The sequence below is a fragment of the Bacillus sp. IBL03825 genome, from assembly GCF_024712505.1.
Lineage (GTDB): Bacteria > Bacillota > Bacilli > Bacillales > Bacillaceae_G > Bacillus_A > Bacillus_A wiedmannii.
On record NZ_JAMXKE010000001.1, the window covers coordinates 3,497,367 to 3,516,250 of the forward strand.

Genomic DNA, 18,884 nt, shown 5'->3' on the forward strand with positions numbered 1-18,884 from the left:
CCTTTTCACACACATACTCTATTTTCAGTATTTATTCATTCATGCACTTTATGCATGAAATACTTCGTCTAATAAACAAAAATTTAATCTCATTATTATATGTACATAGGAGGTTATTCAATAAAAATGCAAAAAAAAGAAGGGCAAGCCCTTCTTTTTTCCGTAATTACTTCTTGTTTACGTTTGTAGCTTGAGGTCCACGGTTACCTTGTTCTACTTCGAAAGTAACTTCTTGACCTTCTTCTAAAGATTTGAAGCCGTCGCCTTGGATAGCTGAGAAATGAACGAATACGTCTTCTCCGCCTTCAACTTCGATGAAACCGAAACCTTTTTCTGCGTTAAACCATTTTACTTTACCGTTTTGCATTTAAAAAATCCTCCTACAATGTACCTATATGTACATATTCATTTTCAACCACTTTACAATAATACTTCAAACATTAAAAAACTGCAACCCCAGAGGAGATTTAACATTGCTATCCTCCTCGGAAGTTACAGCTCATTTAAATCTCTATATTATTAAAAGTAAAATGGTTTAAAGTAACTATATCATATCAATATAATAAAAGTAAAGTTTTTTTTGCTATATAATTTTTTTCTTCCATTGCATCGCTTTTGATTCACCTGATCCAGCTACAACATAACCCTCTTTTTGGTTAACGATGCGCCAGCCATGCCCTTTAACTGAGTCACATACTGTAACAAGTTCTTCTTCTAGAAGTACACGACAAACCGTACTAATCCCCGCCTTATTTTGCGTTGACATTGTATATAGCACATGTTGATCTACACTCAAGGCTAAATAGCTACTTGCTTTCTGCTCACTTTGACATGTATGCCAATATGTTTTTTCACTCTCAATACTTTCATCTATTTTACAAAAAGAAATATTCCCGCTAATACCCTTGCATGATCCACTCGCTGCTACTATATAAGAATTGTGTACAGTCAACGCTGAGATCATCTGATTCATCACGATTTTAATCCTCTTTAATTTACGTGTCTCCAAATTAAAGAGCCAAACACCACCATATTTAGCATGTATTTTCGTACCGATAAATAAGTAATGTTTATATAAAAATAACGATCGAATAGATGGTGCCCCGCCACCATACTCAAGAAATGGATGAATGGTTTCCCATGTCGAACCAAAATCATTAGAATGATACAACGTTTTATCTCCATGAGCAATGACTGTTCCTTGTACATTACTACAAACATTCCAACTCGTTGCTTTTGTTGGAAAACGCTGAACCGTCCAGTTCTCTCCACCATTCATACTACGAATAAAAATCCCTTCGTCACCTACACCATACACTACATTATCTTCGCTATGTAAATCCCTAATTCGTTTTTGAAAACCATTTAATATTTGTTTCCATTCTCCGTCTCGTTCAATAAATAAGCCATTATATGTAGTAGCTAACATAAGTTTTCCATCTCTTAACTTTGTAATAGCGGTCGCACTTAACATTGTCTCCACGTTGACACTCCCATTCTTAGAACTTCTCAGCAAATGCAATTGCAAAATTACTGCATTTTTCAACATCCTCTTCATCTTCTGGAGCTAGTTCGATTTTCAATCCTTCTTGCACAAGCTCTGCACCGCGTTCTACAAGTCTTTCTTCAAATATCGTTACCGCTTCACAAAATAGTTCATACGCCGTATCACCTGATCCGAATACCGCTACTTTCTTCCCTGATAAATCTATATTTTCTAAGTCCTCATGGAAATCTTCCGCCTCAAACGGTAATTCACCATCGCCCCACGTATAAGATCCTAAAATGATTCCATCATAGGCTAATAATTCTTCAGCATCCATGCCTTCCATTTCTTGCAATACTACTTCATGATCAAAAGCATCTAAACTAACTTTTATTAAATCAGCAATACTCTCTGTATTTCCTGACATACTTGCATAAGCTATTAAAATTTTTGCCACTTCGGCATCCCCCTCTTACAATAAATGATTCTCATTCTCATTATATTAATAATGAGAATCAATTTCAATTATATTTTTCATTTTTATTCATTCCATACAAAAAAGCACAGATGACTATACAATCACCTGTGCTTTTTTATTACTTTTTAAAAATACCAAAAGGCTTTCCAACTGGTAATACAACTTTACCGAAGTGTGTATTTAACACTGCTGCTGCTGAACCATAGAAAGATAATAATGAAATACATAGTTCAGAATACGCTGCTAAATTATGCATTGCATGCGGCATAACACCTAAAGTACTTAATGAAAGACCAATAAATAAGAAATCAATAAGGACGAAAATCATAAATAATACTTTATGTGTTTCCATTGCACCAATTGTCATAAAGATTGTGAAAATCAAATATCCAATAAAGGCTACACCCAGCTGTTTTGAATCTGCAGCTTGTGCTAATTTTTCGCCAAATACTCCAAGTTGAATTAACCAAGTCATTCCAACACCTAACCAAAATAGGCCGTATGCACCGAATGCTGTTGTACCGAACGTGTTGTTATGCTTTGCATCGTGAATGCACGCAAAGATTTGTGCAAATCCTCCTAAAAAGATTGCCCACGGTAATACAAGTGAAACGCCATCTGTTAAGCCTAACTTTTGAGATGATGCTACAAGTGTTACCATCGCTAATCCAAATAGACCAATTCCAGATGGATCTGCTGTTGTCATTTTCACATGATGTGTAGTAGATTGATTGCTCATATAAACCTCCTGATTATAAACATACTCGAATACAATACTTAAATCAGAAGACTATGTCAATGGTTTTTTTTGTATGTTGTCAGACCTTACTTTTTATAATGATTGAATATACTTCCGACCACTTCATACGGTTTTATATTCACTTTTTCCAACTCGTGTATCGGCAACCACAACGGAATATAACTCCCTCTATCTTTCTGTTTGAACTCTTCAGCTTTACCACTTCCGAAAACCCCATCTGTAATATGGGCATTAAAATAATACTCCGTACCTTTATACTCCACCTTTGCTATAAGATGTTCCACTTTTATATGTACCCCTAATTCTTCATAAATTTCTCGCTTTGTTGCTTCTTCAGCTGTTTCTCCTTCTTCAATTCCTCCGCCTGGAAAAACATAATATGTTTCCCCTTCTCGAATACGTTTTATAAGAGCAATTTTCCCTTCCTGCACAATGATAGCACCGCCGCGATTTCTTATCATTTTATTACCTCAATACGAATCGCAACTGTTCCCCACTTTTTTTCTTGTTCTTTCGTATATATTTTGTATGTACTTTTTAGCATTTCCTCTAAACTATCATTTTCACAATCCAATAATTTTTTATCAATTTGTTCGTACATCACTTTAAAGCTTTCGTATCGTTTTATTTTCGTCACTTTGACAGTCATCGTTGCTGCTGTCGTAAGGTTCGTAAATACAATATGATCGCCTTGTTTTATAAGTTGACGTTTTGTATCGTATAAACGTACTTCATATACTTTTTTTCCTGATTGAATTGACTGAAAAGGTTTATTATATAGCCCCATTTCGTATATCATTCATTCCACTCCTTTTTATTCGTTGCACCTATTAATATATTTGTGCATGACCATTTCATACAACACAGTTCGCCTTATTCCAAATTGCATATAATGTTCCATATCCATTACTTGCTTTAGAGAGGATGCTAAATTTGTTATGTTATTTTTAAATCAAAAACCTGAATATAATAAATATGATATTGGTGATTATACTTATAGTAAAGTAGGTCCATCCATTTTTTCTTGGAATGATGAAACAAAATTAAAAATAGGTAAGTTTTGTTCATTAGGAGAAGAAGTCGTTTTCATACTTGGCGGTGAACATCGCGCAGACTGGATAACGACATACCCATTTAATGCATTTTTTAATGAAGGAGCACATATTACTGGTCATCCTTCTTCAAAAGGTGACATCGTAGTCGGCAACGATGTATGGATTGGTTATCAATCCTGCATTTTATCTGGTGTTACAATTGGTAACGGAGCCATTATTGGGGCAAAGAGTGTTGTTACAAAAGACGTACCTCCATATGCAATTGTAGCTGGTAATCCTGCAAAATTTGTTCGATATCGTTTCCCGCAAGAAACGATTGAAAAACTAGAGAATCTCGCATGGTGGGATTGGGATATTTCTGTTATAAAAGGAGCCATTCCATTTCTACTTTCCAACAAAATCACCGAGTTTTTTACCTCACCCGAAAATGAATCTATATGATTAATACAAAAAGAGCATCCTATTCTTTCAGGATGCTCTTTTTTATTTATTTTTTATTTATTTTTTATTTATTTGTAAGTGATTACATGGAGAACATTGGAATGGAATTTTATCTAAGCAATTAATGTTTGTTTCACAAATTTGTTCGATCGTCGGGACGAACGGTATGACTACAATATTACTTTCTATTATTTGTGTAACAGGTGGTAACACTATACCTACTTGATGTTCGAAACGAATACTCGCTTGATTAATATAATTCCCTGAACCACTTGGCGCGCTCTGAACTACTACTTGGAACGAAACTGTCCGTGCTTCACCTGGATTTAAACTTCCTATAAGAAATCCTGATACTGGGTTTACATTTGGCACTGGCGTATTATCAACCGTTACACTTCCAAGGACAAATTGAACACTACTATCTAACATATCTTGAAAACGAATATTTTGTATCGCTGTATCTCCCGTATTTGTAATAACTGTCGTAAACGTAATAACATCTCCAATTGTTGCTGTTTGATGATCCGCTGTTTTTACGACTGTCGTTGAGATATTTTGAGGAATAAACGGGATAACAACTGTATTGCTATCGCCTTCAACTACTACAGGCGGTTCATTTGGATTCACAGTTGCAAACCCACTCGCTGTCGCTGTATTTGTAACTAAATTATTTATTTGCCCTCCTGTTATTACAACTTGGAAATTAATAATAGCTGCATCATTTGGCTGAAAATCACCTAACGGAATACCAGTATTCGGGTTGGCAAATGGAAAAGGTACATCATTTACCGTTACCGTGCCATTTATAAATAGCGTATTCGGATCAATGATATCCGTTAAAACAATATTTGTCACAGGAACTGTACTATCATTTATAACAGCAATTCCGTAAGTGACAACATCTCCTACCATCGCTACTTCAAAATTCGCTCCTTTTGCAACAAATAAGATTGCAGTATTTACCGTCACTATAACTGTATTGCTCGTATCCATCACTGTAACTGGCGGCTCTCCTGGTACTAAAATATACTCAGCTAACGCTCCAGCAACGTTCACTACTGTACCACCATCTGGAAAACTTGTAATTGTAGCTTCATATGTTACGAGTGCCGTCTCACCGACTGGAATGTCTAAAATCGTAAATCCAACCTGCGGATTTACTCCCGGACGCGCTACTCCATTTATCGTTACACTATTTGGTACAAAAACAGCTTCCGGAGATAGTACATCAATAAATTTAACATTCATTGCATCAGCAGTACCAGTATTTAATATACGAACAGTATACGTTACCGTTTCTCCTACTCCAACAATTGGATGATCTACTTCTTTCAGCATATCTAAACTACCTCTATTTACTGGTGTGACTGTCGTATTACTTGAGTTCGTAATTGTAAACGGTGGTTCTCCTGGAATCAATTCGAAATCACCAGTTACTCTCGCTGTATTCATAATGCTACTAGAAGGCGGAATTGCGATTACATTTACTTCAAATGTAATTAATATACTATCCCCTACTGCAAGATCAGGTAATGAAAAGCCTACAAAAGGATCTAAACCTACTTGCGGAACCCCATTTATTTGTACACTTCCTGGAACGAATTCTAAACTAGGTGATGGAACATCGATAAACTGAACATTTGTTGCAGCTACCGTTCCTGTATTCGTAACTTGCACACTATAAGTTAACGTATCTCCTAAACGTGTTGCTTGCTTATTTACGGTTTTTATAACATTAAATCGTCCTCTATTTACTCTTGTTATTGTCGTATTACTCGGCTCTGTTACTACAACCGGTGGCTCTCCTGGTACTAAAGTAAAGCTTCCTGTTATATTTGCAATGTTCGTAATTGTTCCTGATGACGGGATGTTTGTAACTGTCGCTTGAAACGTCACTATAACCGTGTCACCAACTAGTATATCTCCAACTCCAAATCCAGTAATCGGATTTAAGTTTGGTTGCGAAACTCCATTTACCGTTACACTACTCGATACAAATGACGCTCCTGCTGAAATTGTATCAATAAACTGAACATCATTTGCTGTTACTGTTCCTGTATTCGTTATTTGAACCGTATACGTTAATACATCTCCAACGAGAGTAGCTGTTCTATTTACTTGTTTAATAACATTAAATCGTCCTCTATTTACAGTTGTGAGCGTTGTGTTACTTGGCTGATTTACTATAACTGGTGGTTCTCCTGGTACTAATATAAAGCTTCCAGTAACATTTGCCGTATTGGCAATTGTTCCGTTTGATGGAACACTAACAACGGTTACTTGGAATGTGACTTCTACACTTCCCCCTGGATTTATATCTGGCAGCGGGAATCCATTATTAGGATTGAACCCAGGTTGTATCACACCACCTATCGTTACACTATTCGGCACGAATGCTATAGAGGAAGGTAATACATCACTATATTGAACATTCGTCGCCGTCACTGTTCCCGTATTTTGAACTACTGTCGTATATGTGATTGTATCGCCTACTGCAACAATCGGCTCACTTACTGATTTTAAAACATTCAAACCAGATTCATTTATTTCGGTTAATGTCGTGTTACTTGTCGTCGTCTCAGTAATAGGCGGTTCTGTTTCACTTACAGCAAATGTAGCGGTAACGTCTACAAAGTTAACAACTGTACCACCTTCTGGTATGCTCGTTACCATCTCTTGATATGTGACAAGCACAAAATCATCTACAGGTATATCTGGAACTGTAAAGCCGATGAACGGATCTAATCCCGGTGCTGGTACCCCGTTTATGCTCACACTTCCCGGTACAAATGCTACACCCGCGGAAGTAGTATCTATAAATTGAACATTCGTCGCTGCCACTGTTCCAAAATTAAAAATCAATACATCATACGTTAAAATTTCTCCTACAATCGCTACTTCTTTATCTACTAGTTTTAACGGAAAAATAAACGCTATATTAATTGTCGTAACGACTAAATTTGTTAATATCGTTTCCGTAATCGGTGGTTCCTGCGGATTTGGTTGTGAAGTAAATGTAACGTCTGCATCATTTAATATGACTTCATTATCTGGAATTTCTGTAATCGTCACTCGGAACGTTACCTCAATACTTCCACCATTAATTAATAATGGAGTAACTGTAAATCCTATTTCTGGATTTACACCAAGTTGCTGCACCCCACCTATCGTTACACTATCTTCTACAAATGTCGTTCCTTCTGGTATGACATCTTGGAAGAACACATCTGTAACAGGTATAATTCCTACGTTTGAAATTAGCACGGTATACGTTAATACATCCCCAACCGCTCCAGTTGCAACGTCAACTGTTTTTGTTGCTGTTACTTCACCAGGAGGAGGTAACGGTATCGTAACTACTGTCGTATTACTTAAATTTGTTGTTGTTACAGGGGGCTGTAAAGGATTTAATAAGAAAGTAGCTGTTGCAGATGCGGTGTTTAGTACGGCTCCACGCGTGGATGGTGCAACTACTGTTACTTGGAACGTTACAGTCAATGATGTGCCAGCAGCTATATTAGGAAGCGTAAAACCTATATTTGGATCAAATCCAGGTTGAGGAGTTCCATTTATCGTTACACTATTTGCTACAAATGTTGTTTCTGAAGCAATTGGATCAATGAAAGAGACATTCGTCGCTGTTACCGTTCCATTATTTCTAATGACAACAGAATACGTGTAAATTTCTCCAAGTGCCGCTTGTTGTACAGATGAAGATTTTTGTATATTTAACTGCGCTGTGTTTACTTGCGTCACGACGAAATTGCTATTCGTAACAGTTGTTATTGGAGGATTGGCTGGATTTATAAGAAAACTTGCAGTAACGTTCGATTGGTTTCTTATATTTCCACCACTCGGAACGCTCGTCACTGTAACTTGAAACGTAATCGTAGCCGTTTGCCCGACAGGAATATTTGGTACTGGGAAACCTGCCATAGGATCCGCGCCTTGCTGAACGACTCCATTTATCGTCACACTATTTACTACAAACGCAGTACCAGACGGAATTGGATCTTGAAAAATAATATTCGTTGCAGGAACAGTTCCTGTATTTTGAATACGAATCGTATACGTTAACGTATCTCCTACACCTGCTTGTGGTGTAGTTACACTCTTTATTACATTAATTGATCCTACATTCACTCGTGTCACAACAATATTACTAATCGTTACAATTGTAATTGGCGGCTGCAAAGGACTTACTTGAAAATCAGCTGTTACATTCGCATTATTCGGAAGAACTCTATTTGGTGGTACACTCGTGATCGTCACTTGAAAAGCAACTGTTACCGTTCCTCCTACTGGAATATTAGCAAGCGGAAATCCAGTTGTTGGGTTTAAAACTGGTTGAGACGTTCCGTTTATTGTTACACTATTTGCTACAAATGTTGTTCCAGATGGAATTGGATCAAGGAATGATACATTTGTTGCTGCTACTGTTCCACTATTTTGTATACGAACTGTATACGTTAACGTATCCCCTACACCTGCTTCACTAGCACTTACGCTCTTCATTACATTTAACCCTGAAGAATTCACCACTGTCATAACAGTATTACTTGGCACTGTTACAGTAATTGGTGGCTCTGTTGGATTTACAAGGAAATCTCCAGTGACATTCGCATTATTGACGACATTATTTCCTTGGGGAATTTCATCAATTAATACTTCAAACGTAACAATTACACTCGTGCCAGTAGGCAAATTATTTAATGGGAATCCAAGTTCTGGATCTGCCCCTTCTTGTAAAACACCATTAACCAATACACTATTTTCAATAAATAACGTCCCTTGCGGAATTGAATCTTGGAAAAACACATTTGTAGCTGTTACACTACCTGCATTAATTATTTCGATTGTATATACTAAAACATCCCCTACCGTTGCAACATCCGTATTCACTGCCTTCACAACTTCAAAGTTCCCTGATTGTACTGTTGTATTCACAACATTACTCGGAACATTGATTGTTACTGGTGGTTCACTCGGATTCACTTGAAAACTCGCTGTTACATTTGTTTGATTTAAAATATCTTCATTTTCTGGATCCTGTACAATTAATACGTCAAATGTGACTACAACTGTTTGAGCCGCAGGAATATTTGGAAGAGAAAATCCTGTATTTGGATTCAATCCACTTTGTGGTACTCCATTAATTGTTACAGAATTTGCAACGAATGAAACAGCGGAAGGAATAGGGTCTTGGAAAAATACATTTGTTAACAGTACGTTTCCTGTATTTTGGACGGCAATTGTGTATGTTAAAGTATCCCCTACCGCCGCTTGCATTGTATTCACTTCTTTTATTACATTTAAACCGCCTGTATTAACTTGTGTCACAACTGTATTCGTTTGTCTATTAATCGTTATCGGTGGCTGATTCGGAATAACGACGAAATTAGCAGACACATTTCCACGATTTGCAATCGTACCTCCTGATGGTGTAGATGTCACTCGTACTTGAAAAGTCACTGTCCTACTTCCGCCAGGAGATATATTCGCTACGGTAAACCCAGTCGCAGGATTTGCCCCAGGTTGTGAAACCCCATCTACAGTCACACTATTTAGGATAAAAGTCGTTCCAATTGGGATTGGATCTTGAAAAATAACATTCGTCGCAAGTACATTCCCGGTATTCTCAATTGTAACGGTGTACGTAAGAACGTCATTAACTGTCGCAAAAGCTCTATCTACTGTTTTTCTCGTTCTTATATCAGCTATATTAATTGTAGTAAATACAGTATTACTTGTCGCTTGGCCTGAAATTGGTTGCTGACCAGGCACTGGAATAAAGTTAAATGTTACACTCGCACGGTTTGGAATTGGATTTACAAGAGGATTAGATGTTACTCGAACTTGAAAGCGCACTACAGTCGTTTGCGAAGCATTAATACTTCCAAGATTAATACTACTTGCCGGATTTGCTCCTGGACGCGCTACTCCATTTACCGTAACACTATTTGTTATAAACGTTGTTCCAGCAGGTATACTATCAACAAAAATAACATTATTTGCAGCGACATTCCCATCGTTGGTGACATTCACTGTGTACGTTAATACATCATTAATTGTTGCCGTCTGTAGATCTACAGATTTTTGTAAACTTACATTTGCGCGATTTATCGTCGTCTGTACTGTATTTGAAGAAGCTGTACTTGTGATAGGAGGACTTCCAACAAAAGGACGGAATTGGTATGACACCATCGCACGATTTGAAATTGGATTCGGATTCGGGAATGACGTAACTCTCACTTGAAACGTGACAACTCTTTGAGCATTATTCGGTATCGTTCCTAAATTAATTCCACTAGCTGGATTGGCGCTCGGCTGAGTTACTCCACCTACTGTAACACTGCCTGCTATAAACGTAGTTCCATTCGGAATACTGTCTTGTAATACAACGTTTTCTGCACTTCCTGTCCCTGTATTCGGAACAGTAATCGTATAGGTGAGAATATCACCTACTGCTGCAACGGTTTTATCAACAGATTTAACAGGATTTATAATTGGCCCTGTCGCATCAATTTGAACACCAAAACCAGCTGCAGCATATCCATCTCCATTTGTAACGAAGCGAACAGTCGCTGACGTTTGATTATTTACTAATGATGACGAGGCATCTACATTCGTAATATCCCATCCTTGTCTTCGGACGGCTAAAGCTATCCCTAACGGCTGATTCAAATTTCCAAAGGTGCCAGTTGTATCTAAATTCCCACTATCATTACAAATTTGTGACTGAAAGAAATTATTTGCGGGATTTCTCGGTCCGAATAAAGCAACTGTAGCATTCGCATTCGGTCCAAAGCGAAGTTGATCTCCAACAATGTTAGAATCACCTTCTTGAGCAGTTACAAGTACTCTTCCTGTAACAGAACCTGTAGATGGAGTTGCGAAACCTGAAATAGTAGCATCAACTGGTGGTGATGAAGCATCAATAATTTCTTGGCCTGCATACACTGACAAATTCCGAAGTGGTAAACTTGTATTTTGATAAACTACCTCAAGCGTCCAACCAGCTGAACGACTGACCGTTGGATCAGCAGAAGTTCTTGTAGCCGGTACAGCACCCGTTGTATATGTTCCCGCTCCCCCTGTATTAACAAGATTCGTTACGTTAGCTGAACGTACGTAATAAAACTGGTTCCCTACTGAACCTTGCTGCGCAGTTGCAGGATCTGGTGTAACAGAAAACGTTCCTGCCGGTGTTGTAAATGTAATGTTATCATTTAAAAAAGCTGAAACATCCTCTGTATCGGTCCGGTATGTGCCGGCCCATACTAGTTCTGCGTATAAAATACTACTCCCTGCCGGAAGATTCAAAATTGCACTTGAAGAATTTAATGGCCAGTCATTCGTCGTTCCTGCTGGGAATCCAGGTACTTGGAGCGATGTATTTACCGTTGTAAATACATCAATCGTACCGAAATTATTATTTGGTGCAGGCGATGTAGGACTTAGTCCTAACGTGTTCCCAGTGAACGTGACGGCACCAGTTACTGTTGTTGTAAAGCGATTCATAAAAGGCACACAATCATCTCATTTCAATTATAGTAAAAAGTGCTCTATACTATAAAATGTAGACAAACTATACAATGTACGTTGTCCAACAAAATTCCACATATATGGAGAGGAGTTTACTACACTATGCGCTACGTTATCATAACAGGAACTTCACAAGGTTTAGGTGAGGCAATCGCCACACAATTATTAGAAGAAAATACAACCGTCATCTCTATTTCTAGAAGAGAAAATAAAGAGCTTACTAAACTCGCAGAGCAAAATAACAGTCATTGCATTTTTCATTCCTTAGATCTTCAAGATGTACATAAATTAGAAACTAACTTTAACGAGATCCTTTCATCTATGAAGGAAGACAATATATCATCTATTCATTTAATTAATAATGCAGGCACGGTTGCACCAATGAAGCCAATTGAAAAGGCAGAAAGCGAGCTTTTCATTACAAACGTTCAAATTAATTTACTTGCACCGATGATTCTTACCTCTACTTTCATGAGATATACGAAAGACTGGAAAGTAGATAAACGTGTTATAAACATTTCATCTGGTGCAGGAAAAAATCCTTATTTTGGATGGGGCGCTTATTGTACAACGAAAGCTGGTGTAAATATGTTTACACAGTGCGTAGCAACCGAAGAAGCAGAAAAAGAATATCCAGTAAAAATCGTCGCTTTTGCACCTGGTGTTGTTGATACAAGTATGCAAGCACAAATTCGTGAAACAAATAAAGAAGACTTCATAAATTTAGACCGCTTCATCGCACTAAAAGAAGAAGGAAAACTACTGTCACCTGAATACGTTGCGAAAGCAATTCGTAGCTTACTAGAAACTGAGAATTTCCCGCAAGGTGAAGTCATTCGAATTGATGAATAACAAAAAGGCACGCTCTAATAGCGTGCCTTTTCATTTTATTTCTCTAAAAATATAAGTACAGACTCCGCAATTTTTTCATAACCAATTTCTTGATAAATTTTATTAGACGTAGGGTTTGCTAGATCAGTATATAACGTAGTCGTCTTATATCCTTCATCTAACATACGTTGACTAAGTGCAGCGACACAACTAGATGCGTACCCTTTTTTCCGCGCTTCTTTCGGTGTATATACGAAATTAACTGTTATATTGTTTGTAGTTGGTCTCGTTTTTGCAGCTACAGAAACAAGCTTCCCATCTACTTCTAAACCAAATAGACGACGGTTCGTAATTAATGTATGAGCGGTTTGTTTCGCTTCTTCTTTCGTAGTAGGAAGCCTTACATCTTCGCAAAATTGATAAATCCACTGTTCTATTAATGGTAGCTCATCACTACCTATTTCTCGAAAATCCCCATCCTCGGTCCACTTCTTCTTAACTTGTTGTAATGCATACACACCTTGCTCCATTACAACATTCGTTTTCTTATTTTCTAACACGGCAGTCTCTTCCGCTAATTTCTGTACAATTTTCTTATTACCAATCAATCCAGGAACATTTGAATATACTTTCGTTAATTTTTTTGCAAGTTCCACGATATCCTCTTCCGCAATTTCAGACGTAGCAACAATGATTTGTTTCTTTTCTTCTGTTTGAAGAAATACAACTACAATTTCTTCCTCTTGTTTTGCTACCCCCATAAATATCGGTTGTTGGACCATTTGTAATACACCTAATATGAGATTATTTTCCTGCTCATTCTTTTCTAAAAATGGTGTAACCTCTTCTTTAAAATTAAGAATCTCTTCGTATACATGTAATTGAATCATCGACAATCTCTTCCCTCTATTTATAGTTTCATTAAGTATTGGCGATTAATTCATTAAATCCATCTTTTACGATTCAATACTATGCGAAGTTAACATATTCAAATCAGTTTCAGCTTGTAAAATTCTCTGTTTTTCTTTTTCAAATACCTCTTCTTCTTTTTGAAATGACTCTTTTCGATTTTTAATCATACGCTCCATTTCTTTTTTACTCGGTCCACCGTATACATTTCTTTTTTGAATAAATGCTTCTGGCGATATAATTTCATTCCACTCTTTTTCCAATAAATGTATTTTGAATTTTTCTTGTAAGTATATATTTACATCTTTTAAATGTAATTCATGCAGCTCCTTTTGCTGCTCCAATGACATATTCGCAATAACACTCGCTGCATGATGCGCATGCCGAAATGGAATGCTATAGTTTTTTGTTAAAACATCTGCGAAATCAGTTATCGTAATTGCATGTTTATAAGAACGACTTTTCAACGTTTCTTCTTCTACTTTCATCGTTCGAATCACTGCATTCATAATACAAAAAACACGAATGGTCTTTTCAATTCCTTTATATAAATACGGCTGCAAATCATCTTCTGTATCGACAATATCACCAAATGGTGTATTATGAATCATTTGAAATACTGTAAATGCTTCTCCTAAAGCGCTACTCGTAATCGCACGGGCGTGTTCAATGGAAACTGGATTTCGCTTTTGCGGCATAATGCTACTTATTTGTACATATGGCTTTGCAACAGTAATACCATCATATTCTTTCGTCGCTAATAATAAAAAGTCATGAATCCATCTGCTCGTATTCGTCATAATTACCATAAGTAACGAGCTAACTTCTAATAAATAATCCGCTCCAGCAACAGCATCATATGAGTTCTCAATTACATTTGTAAACCCAAGTAAATTGGCAACTCGCTCTCGTTTAATTGGGAAACTTGTTGTGGAAAGAGCGGCAGCTCCCATTGGAGACTGATTTATAAGTTTGTACGTTCGTTTCATTCGTTCTAAATCTCTCTGCATCGTATCATAAATAGCTAACGTATAATGACCAAATGTTGTGGGCTGCGCTGGTTGTGTATGTGTATAAGCTGGCATAATCGTTTCCTTATGATCAGCAGCAAGTTGTAGTATACTTTCTTGCAATAACAAATGATGCTCCATTAGTCGTAGTACATATCGCCTTAAACTCATACGATACATCGTTACACCCATATCATTTCTACTTCTACCAATATGCATATTACTTACAAAATCGCATTTCGCTTCTTGAGAAATTAAATGTTCGACTAGAAAAAAGAGATCTTCATGCTGCTCTGTATATAGCAATTGATCTTTTGGAATTCCCTCTATCTTTTTTAGTGCGTGTAATATAACTTTAGCTTCTTCCTTTTTCATTAAATTTTCTTCAGTCAGCATTGTAATATGTGCTTTATGCACTTGAAACATATCTTTTAATAAGTAATTTCGTTGAAAATGAAATACATGTTGTAATACACAATCCACATATGTTTTCCCAGGGAAATCAGCGCCTTCACTCTTTATAAACTCTTCTTTACTTTGTTTCATCACCTTTTCCCCTCTCACTTAAGTATTACTACCCATCATACCCACAGAGAGTAAAAAAGTGCTTGTACATAAAAATAAACTCGGTGCTCTCTGCACCGAGTTTACTTAATAAAAGTCGCATCATACTTATCACTTTGCAACACTTGGAAATGTAAGTTTGCTAAATGTTTCCGTATTTCTGCACTGTCGTCCTCATTTAAATTATTGGCTAAAAACACTATTTCTGTACAGTTCCCGCGTTTATCCATCGCATAAACTGCTTTTGTAACTGTCCATGGCGTATAACCATTCTTTTGCCCTGCATGTCTAAATGTTTTACGGTATTTTTTAGCACTCATATCCGTTTCAACGATATTAGCCCACACTTTTTCTTCGGCCTCTGTTAGGCCACCTTTATGATTTGCCTTTTGAAGCAGTACCATATAATCGTTTGCAGAAGCTGCTGGTAATCGATCTGACCAAATTTTATCGTAACGTTCCTCTAAATAAAGAGGTATTTCCTTCTGTAATAATGGCCCCTTCTTTTTTAAGCGTTCATGAATAATCATGGCATATTCACGATATTGTTCTTGAGACATTTCTTTTAACTTTTTCTCTATTTTATATTTCGGAACATGTAGTTCTTTATGCAAATATCCAGGGATGTATAAAGATGAAACAATCGGAAATAGCGGCTGATGTGCTGGAAGGGATAAACTTTGTAAATTTCGATTAATATTATCTAACCCTAACACTTCCATTAAATATTCAGCATTCGCATTCGAACTAAACTTAACCATTCCTTTTGCCACTTCTTCTAAAGAAACTGCCTCTTCTGTTATCTTGTCTGTCTTTTGCAAATACCTTTGCCATCTATCTTGTGCACCGCCATCTGTATTCGGCACATAATAACGATTTATATCATTAATGGAAACGAAACTAGATGGATCAATTTTTCCTTCCGTAACTTGTTTCGTATATTCAAGCGCCACAATTAACTTCATCGTACTAGCAACTGGCAATACAACATTTGGATTTACAGAATAAACAACTTTATCATTTCTCTTCACGAGAAGCGCACTATTTTTTTCATCTTTATGTTCTTCAATAAAGGATGCGATATACTGTGCATCATCATTATTTGAACTCCACACTTTTTTCACTAAAAAATTACCCGATATTAGCAAAACGAAAATACCCACAATCACTGCGCATACTATAGTTTTTTTCAAGTAAAATTCCTCTCCTATTGTATAACTCTTCTCTATCTATCTCTTACAAACAAAATAATGGAGATGATTATTTTAGTAATCATCTCCATTATTTTAACTTGTATTCTCCTATTATGTCTACGTCATAATTTTCACGAAGTCTTCGAGAAATTTTTTATAATGTAATGACCAACCAATTCGCACCCAATTCTTTAAAGATTTTGCATCAGGTTGTGGACGGAAATCAGCAATACTTTCTCCCTTTGCAATCCCTACTGTATCCACATCGACACGACGGTACACATAATCCAAAATAGACGGATTCGCCGCAACCATCATTGTAACAACGTCATGTACTGGGCTACCTGTTATTTTCGGATTTAACTTTTTATACGCTTTATAATAATACGTAAATATCGGTTCAATTAATTTATTAAAATTCGTTTTAGAGTGTTTCGTAATATATTTCACCATTTCTGGCGTAATAATTGCTTCAGATGTAACGTTAAGTGGCACTAATGTCAAATTCTTGGCATTTTGCATAACTAATTGTGACGCAATCGGATCACCATGAAAATTCGCCTCTGCGACTGGTGTCACATTGCCGGGCATTAAAAAAGCACCACCCATTATATAATATTCTTTCACATACTTCATCATCGGCTTTTCTAAAATAAATGCTGTCGCTAGTGTCGTTGACCTACCAGCATCAACAATGATTAATTCTCCTTTATACTTTTCAAGAATATCAAAAAAAGCACAAAAAGGTTTTATATTTGGCGAAAAAGCTTTTGGAGGTTTAATTGGCCCTAAGCCGTCTGCCCCATGAATTTCTGGATAATACGTTGTAACATCTCCGGATAAAGGAATTTTCGCACCATTAATAACAGGTATATCCTCCCGCCCTGCCATTTGCAGCAAATATGCTGCATTACTTGTCGCCTTTTCTTGTGTTACATTTCCATATCCGGTTACAACACCAACAATATCAATATCAGGATGCATAATTCCATACATGATGGCTAAAGAGTCATCAATTCCTGGGTCTCCCAAAAATAACACTTTTTTCATCGACCTCAACTCCATCCCCTCAATTGTTATTAATTTATGAATAACCTTACATATACAGAATAAAAAAGAATAAATTCACACAAAAAAACGTAGTCCTCTATAAGGACTACGTTCTTCCTCTAACCTATACTGTTTTTCTTCACAGCACTCATACTTCCAATGATATAAGCGATAAACGCAAAACAAATTGGGAAGACAACTGTATGTATACCGAACGGATTTGGATAGAAAAGATGAATACACATATATGAGCCTACCCCAACTAAAATAGAGGCAAGCGCTCCTGTTGCATTTCCTTTTCTCCAATATAACCCTAATACAATTGGCCAAATGAATGCTGCTTCTAATCCACCGAAAGAAAATAAATTTAACCATATTAAAAAATCTGGTGGTTTAATTGCTGCTGCATAAACAAGCAGCCCTACGATACCAGTAATCCACAAACTTCCTTTTCTGATCGTACTGTCTGCTGCATCTTTATTTATGTAATTTACGTATATGTCTTTAATAATTGATGAACTTACAAGTAACAATAACGAGTTTACTGTAGACATAATTGCTGCCATCGGCGCGGCTAAAAAAACTCCGGCTAACCAAGGTGGCAACACTTCCATCGCGAGTAGCGGCATTACTTTATCTGGTACCGTTATACCCGGAAGTACGACTCGTGCAAATACACCTGTTAAATGCATACCAATCATAATTGTACCTACAACAACCGTTCCAATTATTAACGCTTGATGCATAGCTTTTGAATTTTTATAAGACATGGCACGCACGCTAATTTGCGGTAAACCAACAACACCAATTCCAATTAAAATCCAAAATGATGTCACATATGATTTCGTTAAACTACCATCCGCTCCGAATGGTGTAATTAAATTTGGATTGATTTGAATAAGCTCCTGCATAATCTTTTCAATTCCACCACCAGCAATGACAGTAGCAATTAAAATGATTGTCGTTCCAACTAACATAATGATTCCTAATAACGTATCTGATAAAGCAACTGCACGAAACCCACCAATTAATACGTACACAAGTACAGAAAAAGTAAATAAAAATAGTGCTGTTGTATAAGATAGACCCGTTAGCGATTCAATTAATCGTCCACCGCCGACCCACTGAGCTACTGTTGCTGAAAATAAGAAGATAATTATACATAACGCAGAAAGTATAACAACTGCTTTATTATTGTATCTTCCCTTTAAATAATCGATAAGAGTAATAGCTTCCATCTTCCTAGCGATAATTGCAAACTTTTTACCGATAACCGTTAAAACGATATACCCTGTTACAACTTGAATCGCAGATAATAATACCCATCCGAGGCCCATATTGTACGCAATACCTGGACCACCAATAAAGCTACTAGCACTACCGTACGTAGCAATCATTGTCATCGCTAATAATAAACCGCCAAGTTCACGCCCACCAAGAAAATATTCTTGTAAAAATTTATTATTAGCAGTCGCTTGTACGCGTCTTGAAGCATATACACCAATTAAAAACACAACGATAAATGAAATTATCATTGGAATGATTACATACCAATTCATCTA

The 18,884-nt window shown here is 36.7% G+C and carries 14 protein-coding genes; 2 read left to right on the top strand and 12 right to left on the bottom strand.

Translation table 11 applies throughout. The features are described from left to right. Window positions 1-166 precede the first annotated feature (166 nt). From cspB to NHG49_RS17880, 6 genes are all read right to left on the bottom strand, one after another. Window positions 167-367 carry a cold shock-like protein CspB gene (gene cspB, locus NHG49_RS17855; RefSeq protein ID WP_001179147.1) on the bottom strand — a complete coding sequence of 67 codons (201 nt, stop codon included), beginning with the start codon at window positions 365-367 and terminating at the stop codon, window positions 167-169. Window positions 368-583: 216 nt separating this feature from the next. Next, window positions 584-1,483, bottom strand: a complete 900-nt coding sequence (locus NHG49_RS17860) for a WD40/YVTN/BNR-like repeat-containing protein (protein ID WP_258126396.1) — start codon at window positions 1,481-1,483, stop codon at window positions 584-586. A gap of 16 nt (window positions 1,484-1,499) precedes the next feature. Then, entirely contained in the window at window positions 1,500-1,943 is a 444-nt protein-coding gene (locus NHG49_RS17865) for a flavodoxin (RefSeq protein ID WP_001062763.1), read from the bottom strand. A 139-nt stretch (window positions 1,944-2,082) separates the two neighbouring features. Next, a complete protein-coding gene (locus tag NHG49_RS17870; protein WP_000070921.1) occupies window positions 2,083-2,703 on the bottom strand; it encodes an acetate uptake transporter in 621 nt (206 codons plus the stop codon). A gap of 86 nt (window positions 2,704-2,789) precedes the next feature. Continuing rightward, a complete protein-coding gene (locus NHG49_RS17875) occupies window positions 2,790-3,185 on the bottom strand; it encodes an NUDIX hydrolase (protein WP_088047048.1) in 396 nt (131 codons plus the stop codon). After that, complete coding sequence (locus tag NHG49_RS17880) at window positions 3,182-3,523, bottom strand: ASCH domain-containing protein (protein WP_088047047.1); 342 nt, start codon at window positions 3,521-3,523, stop codon at window positions 3,182-3,184. Before NHG49_RS17880 ends, NHG49_RS17875 begins: the two co-directional genes overlap by 4 nt. Before the next feature lie 139 nt (window positions 3,524-3,662). Here NHG49_RS17880 and NHG49_RS17885 point away from each other — a divergent pair, with 139 nt between their 5' ends. After that, window positions 3,663-4,220 carry a CatB-related O-acetyltransferase gene (locus tag NHG49_RS17885; protein ID WP_088047046.1) on the top strand — a complete coding sequence of 186 codons (558 nt, stop codon included), beginning with the start codon at window positions 3,663-3,665 and terminating at the stop codon, window positions 4,218-4,220. Between the two features lie 57 nt (window positions 4,221-4,277). Here NHG49_RS17885 and NHG49_RS17890 read toward each other — a convergent pair whose 3' ends face one another. Beyond that, window positions 4,278-11,750 carry a DUF7507 domain-containing protein gene (locus tag NHG49_RS17890; RefSeq protein ID WP_088047045.1) on the bottom strand — a complete coding sequence of 2,491 codons (7,473 nt, stop codon included), beginning with the start codon at window positions 11,748-11,750 and terminating at the stop codon, window positions 4,278-4,280. 117 nt (window positions 11,751-11,867) lie between these two features. On the opposite strand from NHG49_RS17890, the gene NHG49_RS17895 reads away from it, so the two are divergent. Then, window positions 11,868-12,617 carry a (S)-benzoin forming benzil reductase gene (locus NHG49_RS17895; protein ID WP_001271045.1) on the top strand — a complete coding sequence of 250 codons (750 nt, stop codon included), beginning with the start codon at window positions 11,868-11,870 and terminating at the stop codon, window positions 12,615-12,617. 35 nt (window positions 12,618-12,652) lie between these two features. Here the strand turns inward: NHG49_RS17895 and NHG49_RS17900 are convergent, their stop codons facing one another. The 5 genes from NHG49_RS17900 to panF all read right to left on the bottom strand — a co-directional run bounded on the left by NHG49_RS17900 (window position 12,653) and on the right by panF (window position 18,881). Next, a complete protein-coding gene (locus tag NHG49_RS17900; protein ID WP_064476938.1) occupies window positions 12,653-13,486 on the bottom strand; it encodes a GNAT family N-acetyltransferase in 834 nt (277 codons plus the stop codon). Between the two features lie 66 nt (window positions 13,487-13,552). Further along, complete coding sequence (gene argH / locus NHG49_RS17905) at window positions 13,553-15,061, bottom strand: argininosuccinate lyase (RefSeq protein ID WP_064476939.1); 1,509 nt, start codon at window positions 15,059-15,061, stop codon at window positions 13,553-13,555. 101 nt (window positions 15,062-15,162) lie between these two features. Then, on the bottom strand, window positions 15,163-16,272 hold the full coding sequence (locus tag NHG49_RS17910) for a serine hydrolase (RefSeq protein ID WP_000751361.1): 1,110 nt from the start codon (window positions 16,270-16,272) through the stop codon (window positions 15,163-15,165). Window positions 16,273-16,389: 117 nt separating this feature from the next. Further along, on the bottom strand, window positions 16,390-17,322 hold the full coding sequence (locus NHG49_RS17915) for a nucleoside hydrolase (RefSeq protein WP_000756434.1): 933 nt from the start codon (window positions 17,320-17,322) through the stop codon (window positions 16,390-16,392). Between the two features lie 119 nt (window positions 17,323-17,441). Further along, window positions 17,442-18,881, bottom strand: coding sequence for a sodium/pantothenate symporter (panF, locus tag NHG49_RS17920; protein ID WP_001104842.1), 1,440 nt, complete (start codon window positions 18,879-18,881; stop codon window positions 17,442-17,444). Window positions 18,882-18,884: the final 3 nt, after the last annotated feature.